The organism is Plesiomonas shigelloides, from assembly GCF_900087055.1.
Taxonomy (GTDB): domain Bacteria; phylum Pseudomonadota; class Gammaproteobacteria; order Enterobacterales; family CAMTGL01; genus Plesiomonas; species Plesiomonas shigelloides.
In genome coordinates this window covers 3,087,535-3,109,848 of record NZ_LT575468.1, presented here as the reverse complement: position 1 = coordinate 3,109,848, position 22,314 = coordinate 3,087,535, and the positions used below count along the sequence as shown (strand labels likewise).

Below are 22,314 nucleotides of genomic sequence, written 5' to 3'. Positions count from 1 at the left end.
TTATCAGGTACGCCGCGGGATGCGGCCTGCTAACGGCGGCAATTGCTCGATTTGCAAGGCAGATAATTAGATGAATAACCCAACGTTGTTAGCCAGCGCGATTGCGGCTGTGCTGTTTTCTGGTGCGACTTACGCGCAAACTTCCTCCTCCAGCGAAAAAACCACCGCCGATGGCTCACCGATCATTGTGATCACCAGTGCCAACCGTTTTGCTCAGCCGGTGTCCTCGGTGTTGGCTCCGGTGGAAGTGGTGACGCAAAAAGAGTTGGCGCGCTGGCAAGTGACTACCGTGACCGAAGCTCTGCGTCGCCTACCTGGGCTGCAGATTGCACAAAACGGTGGCATGGGACAAAAATCCAGTGTGTTTATCCGCGGCACCGAATCCAAGCATGTGTTGATCCTGATTGATGGCATTCGCGTATCACAAGCGGCAGATCTCACCGGTTCGGTGGATTTCAGCCAGATCCCATTAGGTTTGGTACAACGCATCGAATATATTCGCGGCCCTCGCTCCTCGACCTTTGGTGCGGATGCGATTGGCGGGGTGATTAACATCATTACCGGTCGTGAAACGGATGGCGGCACGTTACAAACGAGTTTTGGCAGCAATCGCTATCAGAACTATCAAGGTAGCGTACGCCAAACCTTAGGCGAGCATACCCGCGTCTCATTGGCTGGCCAATTCGCTGAAACTCGTGGTTATGATGCGGTGGCTGGTTATCCGAATGCCTACTCTGGTGCGGAAACCGATCGCGACGGATTCCGTGGTCGTTTTGGTTGGGCCGCATTGGAGCATGATTTCTCCGAGGCGATGACCGCGTTTGCGCGTACCTCCGTTACCGCAAACCACACCGATTACGATGCGGGCATTCCAGCGCCGGGGGCTACTTACTATCCGAACGAAAGTCGCTTCTATACTCGCCAGTATGATGCTGGGGCGCGTTATCATCAGGATAAGTACTCCTCACAGCTGCTGGGTAGCTACCAAGATACGGATAGCCATAACTTTGGTGCCAACGTGCAGCAGAGCAACGAGCGTCGTGCGCGTTATAACCAGACCTCTTTGCAGTGGATGAACAACTATCAGGTTGGCTATGGTCAAGTGGGCGCAGGTGTTGATTGGTATCGCAACCGCATTGAGCCAGTACAGCAGGGCGCTGATGTCGGCCGTGAGGTGGATAATACCGGTGTGTACCTGACCACTCAGCAGCAAGTGGGGGATTGGACCCTCGAAGGTGCGGTGCGCCAAGATCACAACCAAGACTACGGTGATAACTTTACTTGGCAAGGGGGACTCGGCTGGCGCTTTATTGATAGCACCCAGGTCATTTTGTCCTATGGCACCGCGTTCAAAGCGCCAACCTTAGGGCAACTGTATGGTGCCGGTTACACCGTGGGTAACCCAGATCTGCAACCGGAAACCTCACGCAATCTGGAGCTGGCTTTTAGCGGACAGGTTCAGGCCCTCAACTGGCGTGTATCGGCCTATCGTAACCAGATCGATAACCTGATTGACTACGATGTGAATCAGTATCGAAATATTGAAGCTGCCACTATTAAAGGCATTGAAACGGAAGCCAGCTTCAGTACCGCGGCCTTCATGCATACGCTGTCGTTTGATTACCTTGACCCGACACGCTCTGATGGCAAGCAGTTGCCGCGCCGCGCTAAGCATAATTTCCGCTATGCGCTGGATTTCGCGATTGCCAATACGCAAATCGATGTGGCCTACAACTATGTTGGCAAGCGCTATGACGATTATGCCAATAAGCGTGAGTTGCCAAGCTACAGCCTGTGGGATTTGGCCGCGTCATATCCTATTACGCAAAGCCTGACCGCCCGTGGTAGAATCGCCAACCTGTTTGATAAAAAGTACGAAACTGCGTACGGTTATCCGGCGGCTGAGCGCGCCTACTATCTGACCTTGAGTTATGACTTCTGATGAACATCCGCTGATCCCCCGCGTTCTGATTTTTGATTCGGGCGTCGGCGGTCTTTCCGTGTATCAGGAAATCCGGCAGTTACTGCCGGATTTACCCTATATCTATGCCTTTGATAATGCCTGTTTCCCCTATGGTGAGCAGCCGCAAGAGCTGATTGTAGAGCGCGTACTGCGCACCGTCGCTGCGGTGCATCAGCGTCATCCGCTGTGCATGGCCGTGATTGCCTGCAATACTGCCAGCACCATTAGCTTACCGGCGCTGCGTAAAACCTTCAGTTTCCCCATTGTCGGCGTCGTACCGGCCATTAAACCGGCAGCCGCTGCTACCCGTAATGGTGTGGTCGGGTTGCTGGCTACTCGGGCTACCGTCAAGCGTCCGTATACGCATACCTTAATAAAGCAGTTTGCCAGTACTTGTGATGTGCGCTTGCTTGGTTCTGCGGAGTTGGTACAGCTGGCGGAAGAGAAGATGCAGGGAAAGGAAATCGATAAAGAGCGTCTGCGCGCAGTATTGCAACCGTGGTTAGATGCCAGGCCGTGTCCGGATGTCTGGGTACTGGCGTGCACCCACTTTCCTTTATTAAAAGCCGAGCTACAGCAACTAGCGCCTACTGGTGTGCAACTGATTGATTCCGGGCAAGCAGTCGCGCGCCGGGTAAAAAGCTTGTTCAGTGATGAGTTGCTGGCTGCTGCGCAGGGGCTGCCTGAGCCTAATCGCGCCTATTGCACCCATTGGGATGATAAAACCGCGACCTTAGCCAGCTTGTTTGCCCGTGAAAATCTGGGGCAATTACAGCTACTGCCGGTATAAACGGCAATAATCGCCGCATTATCACTCGGATCGATGTAAAAACACGCGCTTGAACTAAAAGGTCTAATTTATCCTTGCTAAGCGCGCCTAACGCCCTATAATGCGACCCCACTGACACGGCAGCTGTGATGCAAATCACTGATTGACCTGCAGTAATGAATATCGGCTCTTGAGAAAAAGCAAAACATTTTCTTGACAGCGAAACAGGATTGCGGAATAATTCACTTCCTGTCGCTGCTTCGGTAGCGAAACGCTCTTTAAAAAGTTAATCAGACAATCTGTGTGGGCACTCGTTTGAGAATGCTGATATCCAAAAGATATTAAGTTAAACGAGTGACTGAACAATTTATTTGCCAGTTTATTCGAGCGACAAACTTTAAATTGAAGAGTTTGATCATGGCTCAGATTGAACGCTGGCGGCAGGCCTAACACATGCAAGTCGAGCGGTAACACAGAGGAGCTTGCTCCTTGGGTGACGAGCGGCGGACGGGTGAGTAATGCCTGGGGATCTGCCCGATAGAGGGGGATAACTACGGGAAACTGTAGCTAATACCGCATAACGTCTACGGACCAAAGTGGGGGCTCTTCGGACCTCATGCTATCGGATGAACCCAGGTGGGATTAGCTAGTTGGTGAGGTAATGGCTCACCAAGGCGACGATCTCTAACTGGTTTGAGAGAATGACCAGTCACACTGGAACTGAGACACGGTCCAGACTCCTACGGGAGGCAGCAGTGGGGAATATTGCACAATGGGCGCAAGCCTGATGCAGCCATGCCGCGTGTGTGAAGAAGGCCTTCGGGTTGTAAAGCACTTTCAGCGGGGAGGAAGGGTCACTAGTTAATACCTAGTGGCATTGACGTTACTCGCAGAAGAAGCACCGGCTAACTCCGTGCCAGCAGCCGCGGTAATACGGAGGGTGCAAGCGTTAATCGGAATTACTGGGCGTAAAGCGCACGCAGGCGGTTTGTTAAGTCAGATGTGAAATCCCCGAGCTCAACTTGGGAACTGCATTTGAAACTGGCAAGCTAGAGTCTTGTAGAGGGGGGTAGAATTCCAGGTGTAGCGGTGAAATGCGTAGAGATCTGGAGGAATACCGGTGGCGAAGGCGGCCCCCTGGACAAAGACTGACGCTCAGGTGCGAAAGCGTGGGGAGCAAACAGGATTAGATACCCTGGTAGTCCACGCTGTAAACGATGTCGATTTGGAGGTTGTGCCCTTGAGGTGTGGCTTCCGGAGCTAACGCGTTAAATCGACCGCCTGGGGAGTACGGCCGCAAGGTTAAAACTCAAATGAATTGACGGGGGCCCGCACAAGCGGTGGAGCATGTGGTTTAATTCGATGCAACGCGAAGAACCTTACCTACTCTTGACATCCAGAGAACTTTCCAGAGATGGATTGGTGCCTTCGGGAACTCTGAGACAGGTGCTGCATGGCTGTCGTCAGCTCGTGTTGTGAAATGTTGGGTTAAGTCCCGCAACGAGCGCAACCCTTATCCTTTGTTGCCAGCGATTCGGTCGGGAACTCAAAGGAGACTGCCGGTGATAAACCGGAGGAAGGTGGGGATGACGTCAAGTCATCATGGCCCTTACGAGTAGGGCTACACACGTGCTACAATGGCATATACAAAGGGCGGCAAGCTAGCGATAGTGAGCGAATCCCATAAAGTATGTCGTAGTCCGGATTGGAGTCTGCAACTCGACTCCATGAAGTCGGAATCGCTAGTAATCGCGGATCAGAATGCCGCGGTGAATACGTTCCCGGGCCTTGTACACACCGCCCGTCACACCATGGGAGTGGGTTGCAAAAGAAGTAGGTAGCTTAACCTTCGGGAGGGCGCTTACCACTTTGTGATTCATGACTGGGGTGAAGTCGTAACAAGGTAACCGTAGGGGAACCTGCGGTTGGATCACCTCCTTACCTGAGATATTTGGCGCTTAAGCTGAGTGTTCACACAGATTGTTTGATGTATCTTCGGATGCACAACTGCTCTTTAAAAATTTGAAAACAAGCTGAAAAATAACTGAAGTTCTTAAGAACAAGCGACTTGAGAAACTGGCAACGACCAGTTTAGTGACTAGCATTCAGCCCGACATTATTTTGGGTTGTATGGTTAAGTGACTAAGCGTACACGGTGGATGCCTTGGCAGTCAGAGGCGATGAAGGACGTGCTACCCTGCGAAAAGGGTTGGTGAGCTGGGATGGAGCGCTATAGCCAACCATGTCCGAATGGGGAAACCCACCTAAGATAACTTAGGTATCGTTAAGTGAATACATAGCTTAACGAGGCGAACCGGGAGAACTGAAACATCTAAGTACCCCGAGGAAAAGAAATCAACCGAGATTCCGTTAGTAGCGGCGAGCGAACGCGGAGCAGCCCAGAGTCTGAATCAGTGGATGCGTTAGTGGAACGGATTGGAAAGTCCGGCGATACAGGGTGATAGCCCCGTACACGAAGACGCATTGCTGTGAGCTCGATGAGTAGGACGGGACACGTGGTATCCTGTTTGAAGATGGGGGGACCATCCTCCAAGGCTAAATACTCCTGACTGACCGATAGCGAACCAGTACCGTGAGGGAAAGGCGAAAAGAACCCCTGTGAGGGGAGTGAAATAGAACCTGAAACCGTGTACGTACAAGCAGTGGGAGCACCTTCGTGGTGTGACTGCGTACCTTTTGTATAATGGGTCAGCGACTTACATTTTGTAGCGAGGTTAACCGAATAGGGGAGCCGTAGGGAAACCGAGTCTTAATAGGGCGAATTAGTTGCAAGGTGTAGACCCGAAACCCGGTGATCTAGCCATGGGCAGGTTGAAGGTTGGGTAACACTAACTGGAGGACCGAACCGACTAATGTTGAAAAATTAGCGGATGACTTGTGGCTGGGGGTGAAAGGCCAATCAAACCGGGAGATAGCTGGTTCTCCCCGAAAGCTATTTAGGTAGCGCCTCGGACGAACACCTACGGGGGTAGAGCACTGTTAAGGCTAGGGGGTCATCCCGACTTACCAACCCTTTGCAAACTCCGAATACCGTAGAGTGCTATCCGGGAGACACACGGCGGGTGCTAACGTCCGTCGTGAAGAGGGAAACAACCCAGACCGCCAGCTAAGGTCCCAAAGTCATGGTTAAGTGGGAAACGATGTGGGAAGGCTTAGACAGCTAGGATGTTGGCTTAGAAGCAGCCATCATTTAAAGAAAGCGTAATAGCTCACTAGTCGAGTCGGCCTGCGCGGAAGATGTAACGGGGCTAAACCATGCACCGAAGCTGCGGCAATGACATTTAGGTGTTATTGGGTAGGGGAGCGTTCTGTAAGCGGTTGAAGGTGTGCTGTGAGGCATGCTGGACGTATCAGAAGTGCGAATGCTGACATAAGTAACGATAAAGCGGGTGAAAAGCCCGCTCGCCGGAAGACCAAGGGTTCCTGTTCAACGTTAATCGGAGCAGGGTGAGTCGACCCCTAAGGCGAGGCTGAAAAGCGTAGTCGATGGGAAACGGGTTAATATTCCCGTACTTGTGGTAACTGCGAAGGGGGGACGGAGAAAGTTAGGCTATCCGGGCGACGGTTGTCCCGGTTTAAGCGTGAAGGTGGAGAGACTAGGCAAATCCGGTCTTTCATTAACACTGAGGCGTGATGACGAAGCACTACGGTGCTGAAGTAGCTGATACTACGCTTCCAGGAAAAGCCTCTAAGCATCAGGTTACCAGAAATCGTACCCCAAACCGACACAGGTGGTCAGGTAGAGAATACTCAGGCGCTTGAGAGAACTCGGGTGAAGGAACTAGGCAAAATGGTGCCGTAACTTCGGGAGAAGGCACGCTGATGGTAGGTGAAGTCCCTTGCGGATGGAGCTGAACTCAGTCGAAGATACCAGCTGGCTGCAACTGTTTATTAAAAACACAGCACTGTGCAAACACGAAAGTGGACGTATACGGTGTGACGCCTGCCCGGTGCCGGAAGGTTAATTGATGGGGTTAGCGAAAGCGAAGCTCTTGATCGAAGCCCCGGTAAACGGCGGCCGTAACTATAACGGTCCTAAGGTAGCGAAATTCCTTGTCGGGTAAGTTCCGACCTGCACGAATGGCGTAATGATGGCCAGGCTGTCTCCACCCGAGACTCAGTGAAATTGAAATCGCTGTGAAGATGCAGTGTACCCGCGGCAAGACGGAAAGACCCCGTGAACCTTTACTATAGCTTGACACTGAACATTGAGCCTTGATGTGTAGGATAGGTGGGAGGCATTGAAACGTGAACGCCAGTTTGCGTGGAGCCGACCTTGAAATACCACCCTTTAATGTTTGATGTTCTAACGTTGTCCCGTAATCCGGGATACGGACAGTGTCTGGTGGGTAGTTTGACTGGGGCGGTCTCCTCCTAAAGAGTAACGGAGGAGCACGAAGGTTAGCTAAGCATGGTCGGACATCATGCGGTTAGTGCAAAGGCAGAAGCTAGCTTAACTGCGAGACGGACAGGTCGAGCAGATACGAAAGTAGGTCTTAGTGATCCGGTGGTTCTGAATGGAAGGGCCATCGCTCAACGGATAAAAGGTACTCCGGGGATAACAGGCTGATACCGCCCAAGAGTTCATATCGACGGCGGTGTTTGGCACCTCGATGTCGGCTCATCACATCCTGGGGCTGAAGTTGGTCCCAAGGGTATGGCTGTTCGCCATTTAAAGTGGTACGCGAGCTGGGTTTAGAACGTCGTGAGACAGTTCGGTCCCTATCTGTCGTGGGCGTTGGATGATTGAGGGGGGCTGCTCCTAGTACGAGAGGACCGGAGTGGACGCATCTCTGGTGTTCCGGTTGTCACGCCAGTGGCATTGCCGGGTAGCTAAATGCGGAAGAGATAAGCGCTGAAAGCATCTAAGCGCGAAACTTGCCCCGAGATGAGTCATCCCTGAGGCTTAAAGCCTCCTAAAGGGTTGTTGGAGACTACGACGTAGATAGGCAGGGTGTGTAAGCGTAGCGATACGTTGAGCTAACCTGTACTAATTGCCCGTGAGGCTTAACCATACAACGCCAAAGTGATGTTGGATGAATGAAGTCACGAGTTACTTGTTCAAAGAACAATACATCAGTTATTTAGCTTGTTTTTAGATTTTAACTCTGGCGCGAGACACAAGTAGTGTACGCGATAGAGAAACAGAATTTGCCTGGCGGCGATAGCGCGGTGGTCCCACCTGACCCCATGCCGAACTCAGAAGTGAAACGCCGTAGCGCCGATGGTAGTGTGGGGTCTCCCCATGCGAGAGTAGGGAACTGCCAGGCATCAAATAAGTGAGAAGCCCATCCTAACGGATGGGCTTTTTTCGTTTTTAGGTTTTGTATTTTCGTCTTCCTTCCCTGTATTTTTCCTTATTTATCTTTTGCTTTTCTTACCTTCCCCACGTGTTTTTCTGTTCCGGCTATTCTTCTCGACTATGCGGATTCTTTTTCTATCCCTCAGCGCTCATTTATTTTGCTCATTTCTCTTACTTAGATAGCCCATATTCGCAAATTTCCTCGTAAAACGAGCCATCTTGAACTGCAGAATCAACTTAAGCGGCAAATAAAAAACCCGCCGAAGCGGGTTTTGATAAGGGATGTTAGCGTGTTGCGCTACATGATTAATGCGAGCTGGCTTTCGCTGCGCCAATACCGGTTTGTGAGCGCACAAACTGGGGCAGGAATTTAGCATGCTCTTCTTGTGCCGAGCGTGATTTATCGGTGATGGAGAAGAAGAAGATCCCGATAAACGCGACCGCCATGGAGAACAGTGCCGGATATTCGTACGGGAAAATCGCTTCGGCGTGGCCGAGTACTTTTACCCAGACGGTTGGGCCTAAGATCATTAAGGTGACAGCGGTGATTAAGCCGGCCCAACCACCGATTACAGCACCACGGGTGGTCAGTTTTGACCAGTACATGGACAGGAACAGTACTGGGAAGTTACAGCTGGCGGCGATGGAGAATGCCAGACCTACCATGAAGGCAATATTTTGTTTTTCAAACAAAATTCCCAGCCCAATGGCGACTAAGCCCAGTACTAACGTGGTCAGTTTGGAGACTTTGATCTCTTCAGCTTCGTTCGCTTGCCCTTTATGCAGCACGTTGGCATACAGGTCATGGGAAACCGCAGAGGCACCGGCCAGCGTCAGACCGGCGACCACAGCCAGAATCGTGGCAAAGGCGACTGCGGAGATAAAGCCGAGGAACAAGCTACCGCCGACGGCATCAGCCAGATGGATAGCGGCCATGTTGTTACCGCCAATCAGTGCGCCGGTGGCATCTTTAAATTGCGGATTGGTGCTGACTAACAAAATCGCGCCAAAACCGATGATAAAGGTCAGGATATAGAAGTAACCGATAAAACCGGTGGCGTAGAACACGCTCTTACGTGCTTCTTTCGCATCACTGACGGTAAAGAAACGCATCAAAATATGCGGTAAACCGGCAGTACCAAACATCAATGCCAGACCCAGTGAGATGGCAGAGATAGGATCGGCGACCAGACCGCCCGGGCTCATGATTGCGGTACTCTTTGGATGCACTTTGATCGCTTCGCTGAACAAAGAGGCAAAATCGAAGTTTACGTGCTTGAGTACCATGATGGCCATAAAGCTAGCACCGGAGAGCAGCATAACCGCTTTAATAATCTGCACCCAGGTGGTCGCTAGCATGCCGCCAAACAGTACGTACATCACCATCAACACGCCGACTAAGATCACGGCGACGTGATAGTTCAGACCGAATAACAGCTCGATCAGCTTACCGGCTCCTACCATTTGGGCAATCAGGTATAACGACACGACAACCAGAGAGCCACAGGCCGACAAAATACGTACGTCTTTTTGCTTGAGGCGGTATGAGGCCACATCCGCAAAGGTGTATTTCCCCAAGTTACGCAGACGTTCGGCGATCAGGAACAGGATCAACGGCCAGCCAACCAGAAAGCCGATGGAGTAAATCAGGCCATCATAGCCGGAGGTGTACACCAGTGCGGAAATTCCCAGAAATGAGGCGGCAGACATGTAGTCGCCGGCAATGGCTAACCCGTTTTGAAAGCCGGTGATCCGGCCGCCTGCGGCGTAATAGTCAGATGCGGAGCGGTTACGTTTCGAGGCCCAGTAAGTGATCATCAGTGTTGCGCCAACGAACACCAAGAACATGACAATGGCCGAGACATTGATTGGTTGACGCTGTACGTCGCCGGTAATGGCATCGGCGGCTTGACTGAGCGTCGGTAAACCGAGCGCGGCCAGCAGTAGGATTGGGCGCAGGATCATGATTGCACCTCACGGATAATTTCCTGATTCAGTTGATCAAATTCGCCATTGGCGCGTTTGACATAAATACCCGTTAATACGAACGCGGCGATGATGATGCCCATGCCAATGGGGATCCCGCGAGTGATACTGGATCCTTCACTGATCGGTGCGCCAAGCCAGGTTGGCTCAAAGGCGATCAGTAAAATAAAGCCGAGGTAAAAGCCGAGCATGATGGCTGACAGCAACCAGGCGAAGCGTTGCCGTTTGCTGACCAACTCCTGAAAGCGTGGGTTGCTTTCAATTTTCTGGTAGATGTTATCGTTCATGGTGTTTGCTCTTCTTGTTGTAGGGGGATTGCCCTGCCGAGCGCGGAGGCTATCGACGACAGGGCTGGTCAGTTATTGTGCTTCGGCGTACAGCGCCTGTTTTTGTTCGATTAAGCGCTCAACAACACTTGGATCGGCCAGTGTGGAGGTATCCCCCAAATTACTGGTTTCACCGGCGGCGATTTTGCGCAAGATCCGGCGCATGATTTTGCCGGAGCGGGTTTTGGGGAGCCCATCGGTCCAATGCAGGACATCTGGGGTGGCAATCGGACCAATCTCTTTGCGTACCCAATCACGAACTTCCGCGTGCAGGGCTGTGCTGGGGTTTTCGCCGGCATTCAGGGTGATGTAGGCGTAAATGGCTTGGCCTTTGATGTCATGCGGCACACCTACGACTGCGGCTTCCGCAATTTTTGGATGTGAGACCAGTGCCGATTCAATCTCGGCGGTACCCAAACGGTGGCCGGAAACGTTCAGTACGTCATCGACTCGTCCGGTGATCCAGTAATAGCCATCGGCATCACGGCGCGCACCGTCACCGGTGAAGTACATACCTTTGAAGGTGGAGAAGTAGGTTTGTTCGAAACGGTCATGATCGCCATACAGGGTACGGGCTTGGCCTGGCCATGCATCTAACAGCACCAGATTGCCTTCGCACTCACCATCTTGAATATTGCCCATGTTATCGACGATAGCCGGTTGCACGCCGAAAAACGGACGGGTGGCGGAGCCGGGCTTGAGATCGGTTGCTCCAGGCAATGGGGTGATCAGGATGCCACCGGTTTCGGTTTGCCACCAGGTATCGACAATCGGACAACGGTTGTCGCCGATGGTACGGGAATACCACTCCCACGCTTCGGGGTTAATGGGCTCACCGACCGAGCCGAGTAGACGCAAACTTTGACGCGACGTGCCTTCTACAGCGGCTGTACCTTTGGCCATCAGGGCGCGGATAGCAGTTGGCGCGGTGTACAGAATATTGACTTGGTGTTTATCCACAATCTGCGCCATGCGGTTGACCGCTGGGTAGTTGGGCACCCCTTCAAACATTAATGTTGTCGCGCCATTGGCCAAGGGGCCATAGACCAGATAGGAGTGGCCAGTGACCCAACCCACATCGGCGGTACACCAGTAAATCTCGTCATGGTGATAGTCGAAGACGTATTTGAAGGTCATTGCGGCATACACCAAGTAACCACCGGTGGTGTGCAGTACGCCTTTGGGTTTGCCAGTGGAGCCGGAGGTGTAGAGGATAAACAGTGGATCTTCAGCGTTCATCTCTTCTGGCGGGCAGTCATCGGACGCTTGTTGGGTCAGTGCATCCCACCACAAATCACGGTGTTCGTGCCAAGCAATGGGGTTACCTGTACGGCGGTAAACAATCACTTTTTCCACCGTTTTGACATCTGGATGGGTCAGTGCTTCATCGACATTTTTCTTCAGCGGCACACTGCGACCGGCACGCACGCCTTCGTCAGCGGTGATCACCAGCTTCGCGCCGCAGTCAATGATGCGTCCTGACAGGGCTTCTGGCGAAAATCCACCAAACACGATGGAGTGAATGGCGCCAATGCGGGCGCAGGCCAGCATAGCAACTGCCGCTTCGACGACCATCGGCATGTAAATGGTGACCACATCGCCTTTGCGGATCCCTTGTGCTTTCAGGGCGTTGGCAAAGCGGCAGACTTGTTGGTGCAGTTCGCGATAGGTGACTTTTTTGTCTTCGGCTGGGTTGTCGCCTTCCCAGATGATCGCGGTTTGGTCGCCACGCTCGGCTAAGTGCCGATCCAGACAGTTGGCGGCCAAATTCAGGGTGCCATCCTCGAACCAGCGAATGCTGATATGGCCGGAGTCATAGGAGGTATTTTTGACCTGCTGGTATGGACGGATCCAGTCCAGGATTTTGCCTTGCTCACGCCAGAAACTGTCCGGATTGCTCACGGACTGGCGGTACAGGGTCTCATAATCCGCACGGGTAACCAGTGCGGTGCGGGCGAACTCGGGAATAACCGGATGGATCTGGACCTGACTCATAACGCTCTCCTTGGCAACATTCACATACTGCGTGTTAATAAAATGTGAACTTAAAGGCGCGCTTAGACAATTAGACTTTGGGATGAGAGATCCGGCTACCATAGCGCAAGCGCAAGAAAATCAGCGCGGCGGTCAGCGCATCATTCAGCGCATCGTGCTTAGCCAGCAGAGGTAAACCCAGATGACGGCAGATGTTGTCGAGCCCCAAATCGATCAACGCATCCGGTAATTGGTGAAAGACGCGGTCGTGATACAGGGTACTGACTTCAATTTGTTGGTGCGGCAAGCTAAAACCGTACAGCTCGCGGCAGTAGCGATTGAGAATATGCGCATCATAACGAATGTAATAACCGACCAAGGGGCGATTGCCGATAAAGGCCAGCAGCTGGGCTAAGGCTTGCTCGATACTGCAGCCTTGCTGCAAATCTTGATGGCGCAATTGGTGGATCACCACCGAATCGGCCTGCAAACTGGCCGGTGGCGTCAGGCGTAGATTCAGCGATTCGCTGAGTAAAATATGGTTATGCCGGATACGCAGCGCACCGATAGCCACGATTTCGGCGCGCTGGGGATTGAGGCCGGTGGTTTCAAAATCCAGCGCAACCCATTCATCCGGCAGTGGCGGTGCGAACAGTTGTGCATGCTCGCTATGTCGGAACCGATGTTGTAACCACAAGCGCTGTAACAAACCCATGAGCGTCAGACCTGAATGGCATAGCGGCGCGCCAGCCACTGTTGAAAAAGATGCACGACCTGAAAGGCATGACGCAGCAGATCACGCTCGCGATGGCGCAATTGCGCCGGTTGGAGCGCGGCGGAAAGTGAGGTTGCAGTGTGTGGGGATGCCAGCTCTGTGCTCTGTTCGGCCGAGGAGGGGGAAGCAGCGTGCAGCTGGGCATGCAGGCGTAAACGCAGCAGTAAGCGAAAGGCGGCCGCTATATCATCGGCAAAATCAGCCGACAGCACGCCAAGACTCGTGAGCGCTTGCAATCGCTCAAGGGTGTTGTGGCTTTCCAATCCGGCTTCTGCTGCTAGTACGCGTACCCCATGCATCAATGGAAACAGTCCACGCCGTTTGAGATCCACGCCCTGTTCATTGGTGCGCAATTGTCCGAACAGATTTAGCGGCGGTTCAAACATCAACGCGGTGCGGCACAGGCCGGCAGGTAATAAAGGGTAAGTCCGAAATTGTTCATGCAGTGTCTGTTGTACTGGTGTCAGTAAGGTTGCTTCACCGGCAATTGCCTGCATGTCACATAAGATGGCCAGCCACAGCAAATCATCGGCTTGTCCGCGCGCTGCCGCTTGCTGAATGGCCTGTTGCCACACACTGACTGTTTTAACCCATTGCGGGTTGCTGACCATGGCATGGCCAGGGCAGGGCGGATAGCCGAGTTGGCATAGCGCGGTAGTGAAACGTGCCAGATCGGCTTGCTGGGTTGGCCAATTAAGATCATCGGCAATCACCAGCGCATTGTCTTGATCGGTTTTAAGCAGCTGTTCGCGCCGCCCTTCCGAGCCCAGCACAAACAAGCAAACCTGCGTTTGGATGGTTTCGGGGATGGTGAGCGCAAATGTCTTTTCTATTAATAACTCATTTAAGCCGCTTATCAGCTGGCATAGCACCCGAATATGCACATCGTTATGGTGCAGCGTATTGAGTAGCATTGGCAGCTGGGCACTGATGAGGATTAATTCTTCCATTGTGCGCGCACGGCGGATACGCAGCGCGAGTGCGTGGGTATGGGTAGAGAACAGACTCAAAATTTGGGTCAGGTGTAAGATCCCGCACGGTTGCTGCTGCTCATCGACCACCACGATCCGTTTAATGTTATGCCGCATCATGCGTTGCATGGCGTTAAACAGCGAATCGCCCAACTGAACTTTTTGTAGCGTTGGGCGCGGCAGTAAAGCGATGGGATCGGTGAGTTGTCGATTCTCCTGCGTGAGTGCTTGCAGCAAGGTGGTGCGGGTTAGGATATACCATTGACCTTGATGCTGGCGCAGGGCGCAGTCTGTTTTACGAGCAAACATCAGTTGGCTGACGGCCTGAAGGGTTTGCTGTTCGTCAACGGTCAGCACTTCACTGAGCATGGCCGGTTGGATCGGTTGTAAGATAAATTCCGCCATACTGGGCGGCAGCGCGGGGTCGTGATCCGGTGAGCGAGCGGTGAGCATCGCGGTAAAGTAATGGCTGAAATCCGGATTCTCGCTGCACAGCTGCTGAAAAATCCGATAGGGCAGCGTAAAGCAGATGGTATCTTCTTCGGCTTGAAAGCGAGTCAGAGTATGGGGATCGGGTCGGATAAAGGCGGCGAAAATATCTTCCCCAGTATAGTCGCTGTGCGGCTCGCTATGGGCGGCACTGTATTCGGCCACGCGACCTTTGAGGATCACATACAGTGATTGTGCATCCAGGGGACTGTCGCTGCGCGTGATTTCGTCACCGGCGCGAAAATAGGTCAGATCCACATGCTGTTGCAGTATCTGTTGCTGCGCGGGGCTGAGTACATCAAAAGGTGGTCGCGCCAAATTGAGAATATCGGTCATGGCATACATCCCTGCAGCAGGTGCCGTTACCGGCTGTCGAGGCGGGTAATCCGACACCGGTCAACGGTGAATGTTTTTCAGTTTGAGCAATTTCACCGCAGCTGAATAGGCGACTTTAGTCGCAAAGCTGAGCTGAATCGAAGCAAGCCTTCGCAAAACGTTGCAACCCCAGTAGTGCTTTGTCAGAGTAGCGGTCTTTGTTGGGCGAGTTTATTTTGTGCTAGGAGAGCACCGATGACGCTGTCGTCGCCTTTATGGCTGGGAGTCTACTTTTTTACCTATTTTTTCACCTATGGCATCTATTTACCGTTTTGGTCACTGTGGCTATCCGGCATCGGCCAGTCTCCAGACAGTATCGGCTTATTGCTGGGCGTGGGGCTGGCGGCGCGATTCACTGGTAACCTGTGTCTGACACCGCGAGTTAAGCATGCCGGTTTACTGATCCATGCGCTGCGTTTACTCGGCGGGTTGAGTTTGGTGACTGCCGGCGGCTTTTTCTTCGGCCAGCAGCACCTGTGGTGGCTGTTTGTGGTGATGGTGCTGTTTAACCTGATCAATGGTCCGCTGATCCCGCTGGGCGATGCACTGGCAAATACTTGGCAACGGCAGGTGGGGTTGGATTATGGCCGCGCCCGCTTGTGGGGCTCGCTGGCCTTTATTGTCGGTTCGACGTTGATTGGTTGGGTTATTCAGCTCACCGACTATCGCGCCGCATTGTGGGGCTTACTGATTAGCTTAGTGGTGTTGAATCTGTGCTGGTGGATGCGTCCACGTACCGCGCCGGCTGATGTGGCGACGCGCCACGGTAGTCAAGTCAGTTTCGCGGATGTTTTACAATCGTCCAATGTCGTGCGTTTTATGCTCTGCGTAACTTTGCTGCAAGGCTCGCACGCAGCCTATTACGCATTTAGCACTATCTATTGGAGTTCGTTGGGATACAGCACGGCGACCATCAGTATGTTGTGGTCGATTGGTGTGGTGGCCGAAATCTTCGTGTTTGCCTTCTCCGGTCGAGTGGTCAGCAGTTGGGCGATTCGTACTTTGCTGCTGATTTCCGCCATCGGCGTGTTTATCCGCTGGGGCATGCTGGCTGAAGTACAAAGCTTGGGCGCACTGATTTTGGTGCAATTGATGCACGGCATTACGTTTGCCTTATGTCACGTGGCGTCAATTCGGTTTATCCGCGAGCAGCCCGAGAGCCATACGATCCGTTTGCAGGCCATTTATGCTGCGCTGGTTACCGGTGGTGGTATTGCGGTGATGACGGTCATCTCCGGTTATCTGTATGAAAGTCTGGGCAGTAACGTCTTCTGGTGCATGGCCTTGTTGGCTATTCCGGCCATAATGCTTCGCCCGTCACGTGGGTAAGTAAAAGCGATTGTTGTCCTGCCGAAACCCCGCCACAATGGCGGGGTTTGTTATTGATATGTTGCAGGATGCGCGATGCAGGGATGGGGCGTCATACTGGTCACGCTGGGTTGGCTCGGCGTGCTGTTTCTGGTGGCTTGGCTAGGTGACCGCTTCTACCGCGGTAATACGGCTTGGCGACCGTGGGTGTACAGCTTTTCCATCGCAGTGTACTGCACGTCGTGGACGTTCTTCGGCACGGTCGGGCAGGCCAGTCGCGATTTGTGGTCTTTTATCCCTATCTATCTCGGCCCCATTTTGGTGTTTGTGTTTGGTTGGCGCTTATTGGGGCGCATGATCCTGATTGCAAAACGCGAACACATCACCTCGATTGCTGATTTTATTGCTGCTCGTTACGGCAAAGCGCAGACCATTGGCGTGTTGGTCACCTTGATTTGTGTGGCTGGCGTGCTGCCTTATATCGCTTTGCAACTCAAAGCCATCAGCAGCGGTTTAACCATTTTAGCTCCGGATCTGATTGCGCGAGCTAGCCTCAGCGATCGGCAGCTCTCCTTGTTGGTGGGCATTGCACTGAGCTTGTTCGCTATCTTGTTTGGCACTCGACATATTGATGCTACCGAGCACCATCGTGGCGTGGTCTTGGCTATTGCATTTGAATCGCTGGTTAAGCTGGTGGCCTTCCTTGGCGTAGGAGCCGGTATTGTCTGGTTAGCCGCAGAGCAAGAGATTGCTTGGCAGTGGCCAACAGTGACTCAGAGCTTGCCGACTAATTTCAGCAGTTTTGCGATCCATCTGTTGCTGGCCGTTAGCGCCGTGATTTGCCTGCCACGCCAGTTTCATACCACGGTGGTGGAAAACAGCCATCCACAAGATTTGCATGTGGCGCGCTGGGTGTTTCCTTTGTATTTGCTGCTGATGAGTCTGTTTGTGGTGCCGATTGCCTTGATTGGTGCGGCAGTGTTGCCTGGGCAAGTGGCGGCCGATACTTATGTCATCAATCTGCCACTGGCATTTGGTCATTCCGGTTTGGCGTTGCTGGCCTTTTTGGGCGGCGCGTCGGCGGCGGCAGGGATGGTGATCGTATCGAGCATTGCGCTGGCCATCATGGTCAGCAATGACCTGATTTTGCCGCTGCTGCTGCGGCAAAAACGCTTTTCCCATCGTAGCTATCATCAGTTTGCTGGTTTACTGTTGAATGTCCGCCGTTTGACCATTGCGGTACTGTTTTTACTGGCTTGGCTGTGCTACCTCACCATTGATCCCATTCCGGCGTTGGCGGAAATTGGCTATTTATCGCTATCGGCCGTGGCGCAGTTTATGCCGGCATTGATTGGCGGCCTGTATTGGCGCTTGGGTAACCGCAAAGGGGTGTACGCCGGCTTGTGCAGTGGTTTTTTTCTCTGGCTGTTGGCGTTGATGGCACAAACCCAGTTATTAGCCGGTACTGCGGAAACCAACATCTTACTGCGGCTGGTTACGCCGCCGGCCATTCCTTATTTAGAGCATCTGTCACTGGCCGATTGGGGCGCATTGCTCAGTTTGCTGGTGAACAGCAGCTTATATATTGCGGTTTCACTGATGACGCGTGCATCACTGAGTGAGCGTTTACAAGCGGCGGGCTTTACCGGTGTGCCGGTACAAGAAGAGGATACCCAAACTCTGTACCAGAGCCGAGTCTCGGTGGAAGAGTTGGAAACGCTGGTGGCGCGTTTTCTTGGCCAGTTTCGCGCGCGGCGCGCCTTTATGCGTTTTGCCGATCAACATCAGCAAATTTTGACTCCTTCTTCGTTGGCTTCGGCGGATTTGATCCGCCACAGCGAGCGTTTATTAGCTGGGGTGTTTGGTGCCTCCTCAGCGCGCTTGGTTTTATCCTCGGCCTTACAAGGGCGCGATATGCAGCTGGAAGAGGTGGCCACCATCGTGGATGAAGCCTCCGAGCTGTTTGATTTTTCGCGCACCTTATTACAAGGCGCGATTGAGCACATTGATTTGGGCTTAAGCGTGATAGATAAGCAGTTGCGGCTGGTGGCATGGAATCGGCGTTATCTGGAGCTGTTTAACTTTCCCTCCGGTCTAATTCAAGTTGGCCGCCCGATTGAAGATATTATTCGCTATAACGCGCAGCAAGGGTTATGTGGCTCTGGGGATGTTGAAACCCAAGTGCGTCGACGTGTCGCTCATATGCAGCAAGGCACTTCACATCGCTCAGCCCGCCGCCGCAGCGATGGGCGGGTTATCGAGCTGCAAGGTAATCCGATGCCCGGCGGCGGCTTTGTCATGAGTTTTACCGATATCACCCCATTCATCGAAGCGGAAAATGCCCTGTTGGAGGCCAACGAAACACTGGAAGCGCGGGTGCAAGATCGTACTCGCGAGTTGACCTTACTCAATCAGCAGCTGGTGGCGGCGACCCAAGCGGCGCATCAAGCCGCGCACTCCAAGAGTCGTTTTCTGGCTGCCGTTAGCCATGACTTGATGCAGCCACTGAATGCCGCCAAGTTATTCAACGCTTCTTTATTAGAGATTTTACCGGCCGGTGAAGCACGCCGTTTGGCGGCGCAAGTGGAAGAGGCGATGACCTCCGCCGAAGAGCTGATCAGTGATTTGCTGGATATGTCGCGCATTGAGGCCGGTAAACTGAGCGTTCGGCGCACTGATTTTAATCTGTTTGATGTGCTAGATAACCTGCGCAGTGAATTCACCATTTTGGCGCAAGCTCAGCAGATGCGTTTAGAGGTGGTGGATACGCAGATGTGGGTCAACAGTGATAAAAAGCTTTTGCGCCGCATCTTACAAAACTTTCTCACCAATGCTTTTCGTTACGCGCCCTGCGGTCGGGTGGTCTTGGGTTGTCGTCGCCAAGGCAAAGATGTGTGGATCCAAGTCTGGGATAACGGGCAAGGGATCCCGCCTGATAAAGTGGAGATCATCTTCGAAGAGTTCTCCCGTTTGGATCACAGCCGAACCGCCAAAGAAAATGGTCTGGGCTTAGGCTTAGCGATTGCCAAAGGGATGGCCAGCGTATTGGAGCACGGCATCACCGTGCACTCCGAGTTGGGCAAAGGTTCGGTATTCAGTATTCGAGTGCCGCGGATCCGCCAATTACTGCCCGCAGCCACTGTCGTCGGTCGTCAACCAACCGAGCAAATGCCATTGCCTGAGTTTCAAGGCATGCGCATTTTGTGCGTCGATAATGAGGTCAGCATTTTAGATGCGCTCCAAGCGCTATTAAGCCGCTGGGGATGTGAAGTGCGTTTGGCCGAAGATCTGCATCAAGTCCAAGCGTTACTGCAAAGTGGCTGGCAGCCGCAGGTGATCCTGACGGATTACCACCTGGCGGAAAACTTAAGCGGGTTAGATGTACTACACCACATCAACGCCAAGTTTCCGGTTCGCTGTGGCGCCGTCTTAAGTGCCGATCGCTCACAACAGGTATTAACGGCCGTACAGCAAGCGGGTTATCCATTTTTGGCCAAACCGCTTAAACCCCTTAAATTGCGCCTTTTGCTCAACAGCTTTTATCAACAGAGCTTTCATCAATCGAGCGATCCGCGATGATCTGGCTACTTAACACTGTGCATACTCAACATGATCGGATGGTGTTTGGGCGATTGCTGACAAAAAACGAAGCAATAAAAGATCTTATTAGAGAGGGAAGAGAGAGTGTTTCGGTTAAAAAAGATCCAAAATACAGCGTAAAAGGCCTGAACTAGAGGGAAAAGGAGCTGTCTTGCTGTTTATTTGTGCAAACACATCATAAATCGAAGGTTTCTACTTGCGAAGATCCGTAGCATCCCTATAATGCGACCCCACTGACACGGCAGCAGTGATGCAAATCACGGTGGCGGTGGTCAACGAAACAACGCAGTTGAGCATGATAAAAAGTGCTTGACGGCACAACAGGAAAGCGGAATAATGCGCGTCCTGTCGCTAAGGGTGAAACCCGAAGCGAAACGCTCTTTAAAAAGTTAATCAGACAATCTGTGTGGGCACTCGTTTGAGAATGCTGATATCCAAAAGATATTAAGTTAAACGAGTGACTGAACAATTTATTTGCCAGTTTATTCGAGCGACAAACTTTAAATTGAAGAGTTTGATCATGGCTCAGATTGAACGCTGGCGGCAGGCCTAACACATGCAAGTCGAGCGGTAACACAGAGGAGCTTGCTCCTTGGGTGACGAGCGGCGGACGGGTGAGTAATGCCTGGGGATCTGCCCGATAGAGGGGGATAACTACGGGAAACTGTAGCTAATACCGCATAATGTCTACGGACCAAAGTGGGGGCTCTTCGGACCTCATGCTATCGGATGAACCCAGGTGGGATTAGCTAGTTGGTGAGGTAATGGCTCACCAAGGCGACGATCTCTAACTGGTTTGAGAGAATGACCAGTCACACTGGAACTGAGACACGGTCCAGACTCCTACGGGAGGCAGCAGTGGGGAATATTGCACAATGGGCGCAAGCCTGATGCAGCCATGCCGCGTGTGTGAAGAAGGCCTTCGGGTTGTAAAGCACTTTCAGCGGGGAGGAAGGGCTACTAGTTAATACCTAGTGGCATTGACGTTACTCGCAGAAGAAGCACCGGCTAACTCCGTGCCAGCAGCCGCGGTAATACGGAGGGTGCAAGCGTTAATCGGAATTACTGGGCGTAAAGCGCACGCAGGCGGTTTGTTAAGTCAGATGTGAAATCCCCGAGCTCAACTTGGGAACTGCATTTGAAACTGGCAAGCTAGAGTCTTGTAGAGGGGGGTAGAATTCCAGGTGTAGCGGTGAAATGCGTAGAGATCTGGAGGAATACCGGTGGCGAAGGCGGCCCCCTGGACAAAGACTGACGCTCAGGTGCGAAAGCGTGGGGAGCAAACAGGATTAGATACCCTGGTAGTCCACGCTGTAAACGATGTCGATTTGGAGGTTGTGCCCTTGAGGCGTGGCTTCCGGAGCTAACGCGTTAAATCGACCGCCTGGGGAGTACGGCCGCAAGGTTAAAACTCAAATGAATTGACGGGGGCCCGCACAAGCGGTGGAGCATGTGGTTTAATTCGATGCAACGCGAAGAACCTTACCTACTCTTGACATCCACAGAACTTTCCAGAGATGGATTGGTGCCTTCGGGAACTGTGAGACAGGTGCTGCATGGCTGTCGTCAGCTCGTGTTGTGAAATGTTGGGTTAAGTCCCGCAACGAGCGCAACCCTTATCCTTTGTTGCCAGCGATTCGGTCGGGAACTCAAAGGAGACTGCCGGTGATAAACCGGAGGAAGGTGGGGATGACGTCAAGTCATCATGGCCCTTACGAGTAGGGCTACACACGTGCTACAATGGCATATACAAAGGGCGGCAAGCTAGCGATAGTGAGCGAATCCCATAAAGTATGTCGTAGTCCGGATTGGAGTCTGCAACTCGACTCCATGAAGTCGGAATCGCTAGTAATCGCGGATCAGAATGCCGCGGTGAATACGTTCCCGGGCCTTGTACACACCGCCCGTCACACCATGGGAGTGGGTTGCAAAAGAAGTAGGTAGCTTAACCTTCGGGAGGGCGCTTACCACTTTGTGATTCATGACTGGGGTGAAGTCGTAACAAGGTAACCGTAGGGGAACCTGCGGTTGGATCACCTCCTTACCTGAGATATTCGGCGCTTAAGCTGAGTGTTCACACAGATTGTTTGGTTAATAAATACGAGCGACAATTACGATGGGTCTGTAGCTCAGGTGGTTAGAGCGCACCCCTGATAAGGGTGAGGTCGGTGGTTCGAGTCCACTCAGACCCACCACTTCTTGTACAAGAAAGTGGAAAGTAAGAAAAACGTCGGGGCTATAGCTCAGCTGGGAGAGCGCCTGCTTTGCACGCAGGAGGTCAGCGGTTCGATCCCGCTTAGCTCCACCATATCGCAAAATGAATTGAAATCAACAGTTTATTTTGCGATATGGTCATTGTGACGTAAGTCATTCTCGACATGCTCTTTAAAAATTTGAAAACAAGCTGAAAAATAACTGAAGTTCTTGAGAACAAGCGACTTGAGAAACTGGCAAC

General features: G+C 52.6%; 9 protein-coding genes, 2 tRNA genes and 4 rRNA genes. 10 read left to right on the top strand and 5 right to left on the bottom strand.

Annotation, left to right across the window (positions count from 1 at the left end; genetic code table 11):
- Positions 1-70: 70 nt before the first annotated feature.
- The 5 genes from btuB to rrf all read left to right on the top strand — a co-directional run bounded on the left by btuB (position 71) and on the right by rrf (position 8,023).
- A complete protein-coding gene (gene btuB, locus NCTC9997_RS13830; protein WP_064978272.1) occupies positions 71-1,942 on the top strand; it encodes a TonB-dependent vitamin B12 receptor in 1,872 nt (623 codons plus the stop codon).
- Complete coding sequence (gene murI / locus NCTC9997_RS13825) at positions 1,932-2,753, top strand: glutamate racemase (protein WP_064978271.1); 822 nt, start codon at positions 1,932-1,934, stop codon at positions 2,751-2,753. The genes btuB and murI overlap by 11 nt, the downstream gene beginning before the upstream one ends.
- Positions 2,754-3,131: 378 nt before the next feature.
- A 16S ribosomal RNA gene (locus NCTC9997_RS13820) occupies positions 3,132-4,673 on the top strand.
- 191 nt (positions 4,674-4,864) lie between these two features.
- Positions 4,865-7,768: ribosomal RNA gene (locus NCTC9997_RS13815) — 23S ribosomal RNA — on the top strand.
- Positions 7,769-7,907: 139 nt separating this feature from the next.
- Positions 7,908-8,023 (top strand): 5S ribosomal RNA (gene rrf, locus NCTC9997_RS13810).
- Together the 16S, 23S and 5S rRNA genes form the textbook arrangement of a ribosomal RNA operon.
- 338 nt (positions 8,024-8,361) lie before the next feature.
- Here the strand turns inward: rrf and NCTC9997_RS13805 are convergent.
- The 5 genes from NCTC9997_RS13805 to NCTC9997_RS13785 all read right to left on the bottom strand — a co-directional run bounded on the left by NCTC9997_RS13805 (position 8,362) and on the right by NCTC9997_RS13785 (position 14,912).
- Positions 8,362-10,020 (bottom strand): cation acetate symporter, encoded by a 1,659-nt coding sequence (locus NCTC9997_RS13805; RefSeq protein WP_047707603.1) that lies wholly within the window; start codon positions 10,018-10,020, stop codon positions 8,362-8,364.
- Entirely contained in the window at positions 10,017-10,328 is a 312-nt protein-coding gene (locus NCTC9997_RS13800) for a DUF485 domain-containing protein (RefSeq protein WP_010864837.1), read from the bottom strand. Before NCTC9997_RS13800 ends, NCTC9997_RS13805 begins: the two co-directional genes overlap by 4 nt.
- A gap of 72 nt (positions 10,329-10,400) precedes the next feature.
- Entirely contained in the window at positions 10,401-12,362 is a 1,962-nt protein-coding gene (gene acs, locus NCTC9997_RS13795; protein ID WP_010864836.1) for an acetate--CoA ligase, read from the bottom strand.
- Between the two features lie 70 nt (positions 12,363-12,432).
- Positions 12,433-13,056: a 3'-5' exonuclease gene (locus tag NCTC9997_RS13790; RefSeq protein WP_064978270.1), complete on the bottom strand. Its 624-nt coding sequence runs from the start codon at positions 13,054-13,056 to the stop codon at positions 12,433-12,435.
- Between the two features lie 5 nt (positions 13,057-13,061).
- Positions 13,062-14,912: a DUF294 nucleotidyltransferase-like domain-containing protein gene (locus NCTC9997_RS13785; protein ID WP_064978269.1), complete on the bottom strand. Its 1,851-nt coding sequence runs from the start codon at positions 14,910-14,912 to the stop codon at positions 13,062-13,064.
- A gap of 234 nt (positions 14,913-15,146) precedes the next feature.
- On the opposite strand from NCTC9997_RS13785, the gene NCTC9997_RS13780 reads away from it, so the two are divergent.
- The 5 genes from NCTC9997_RS13780 (at position 15,147) to NCTC9997_RS13760 (ending at position 22,167) form a co-directional block, all read left to right on the top strand.
- Positions 15,147-16,280 (top strand): 3-phenylpropionate MFS transporter, encoded by a 1,134-nt coding sequence (locus NCTC9997_RS13780; protein WP_064978268.1) that lies wholly within the window; start codon positions 15,147-15,149, stop codon positions 16,278-16,280.
- Positions 16,281-16,355: 75 nt separating this feature from the next.
- Positions 16,356-19,838 carry a PAS domain-containing hybrid sensor histidine kinase/response regulator gene (locus NCTC9997_RS13775; protein WP_064978267.1) on the top strand — a complete coding sequence of 1,161 codons (3,483 nt, stop codon included), beginning with the start codon at positions 16,356-16,358 and terminating at the stop codon, positions 19,836-19,838.
- Between the two features lie 523 nt (positions 19,839-20,361).
- Positions 20,362-21,903 (top strand): 16S ribosomal RNA (locus NCTC9997_RS13770).
- 74 nt (positions 21,904-21,977) lie between these two features.
- A tRNA-Ile gene (locus tag NCTC9997_RS13765) sits at positions 21,978-22,054 on the top strand.
- A gap of 37 nt (positions 22,055-22,091) precedes the next feature.
- Positions 22,092-22,167 (top strand) — tRNA-Ala (locus tag NCTC9997_RS13760).
- Positions 22,168-22,314 lie beyond the last annotated feature (147 nt).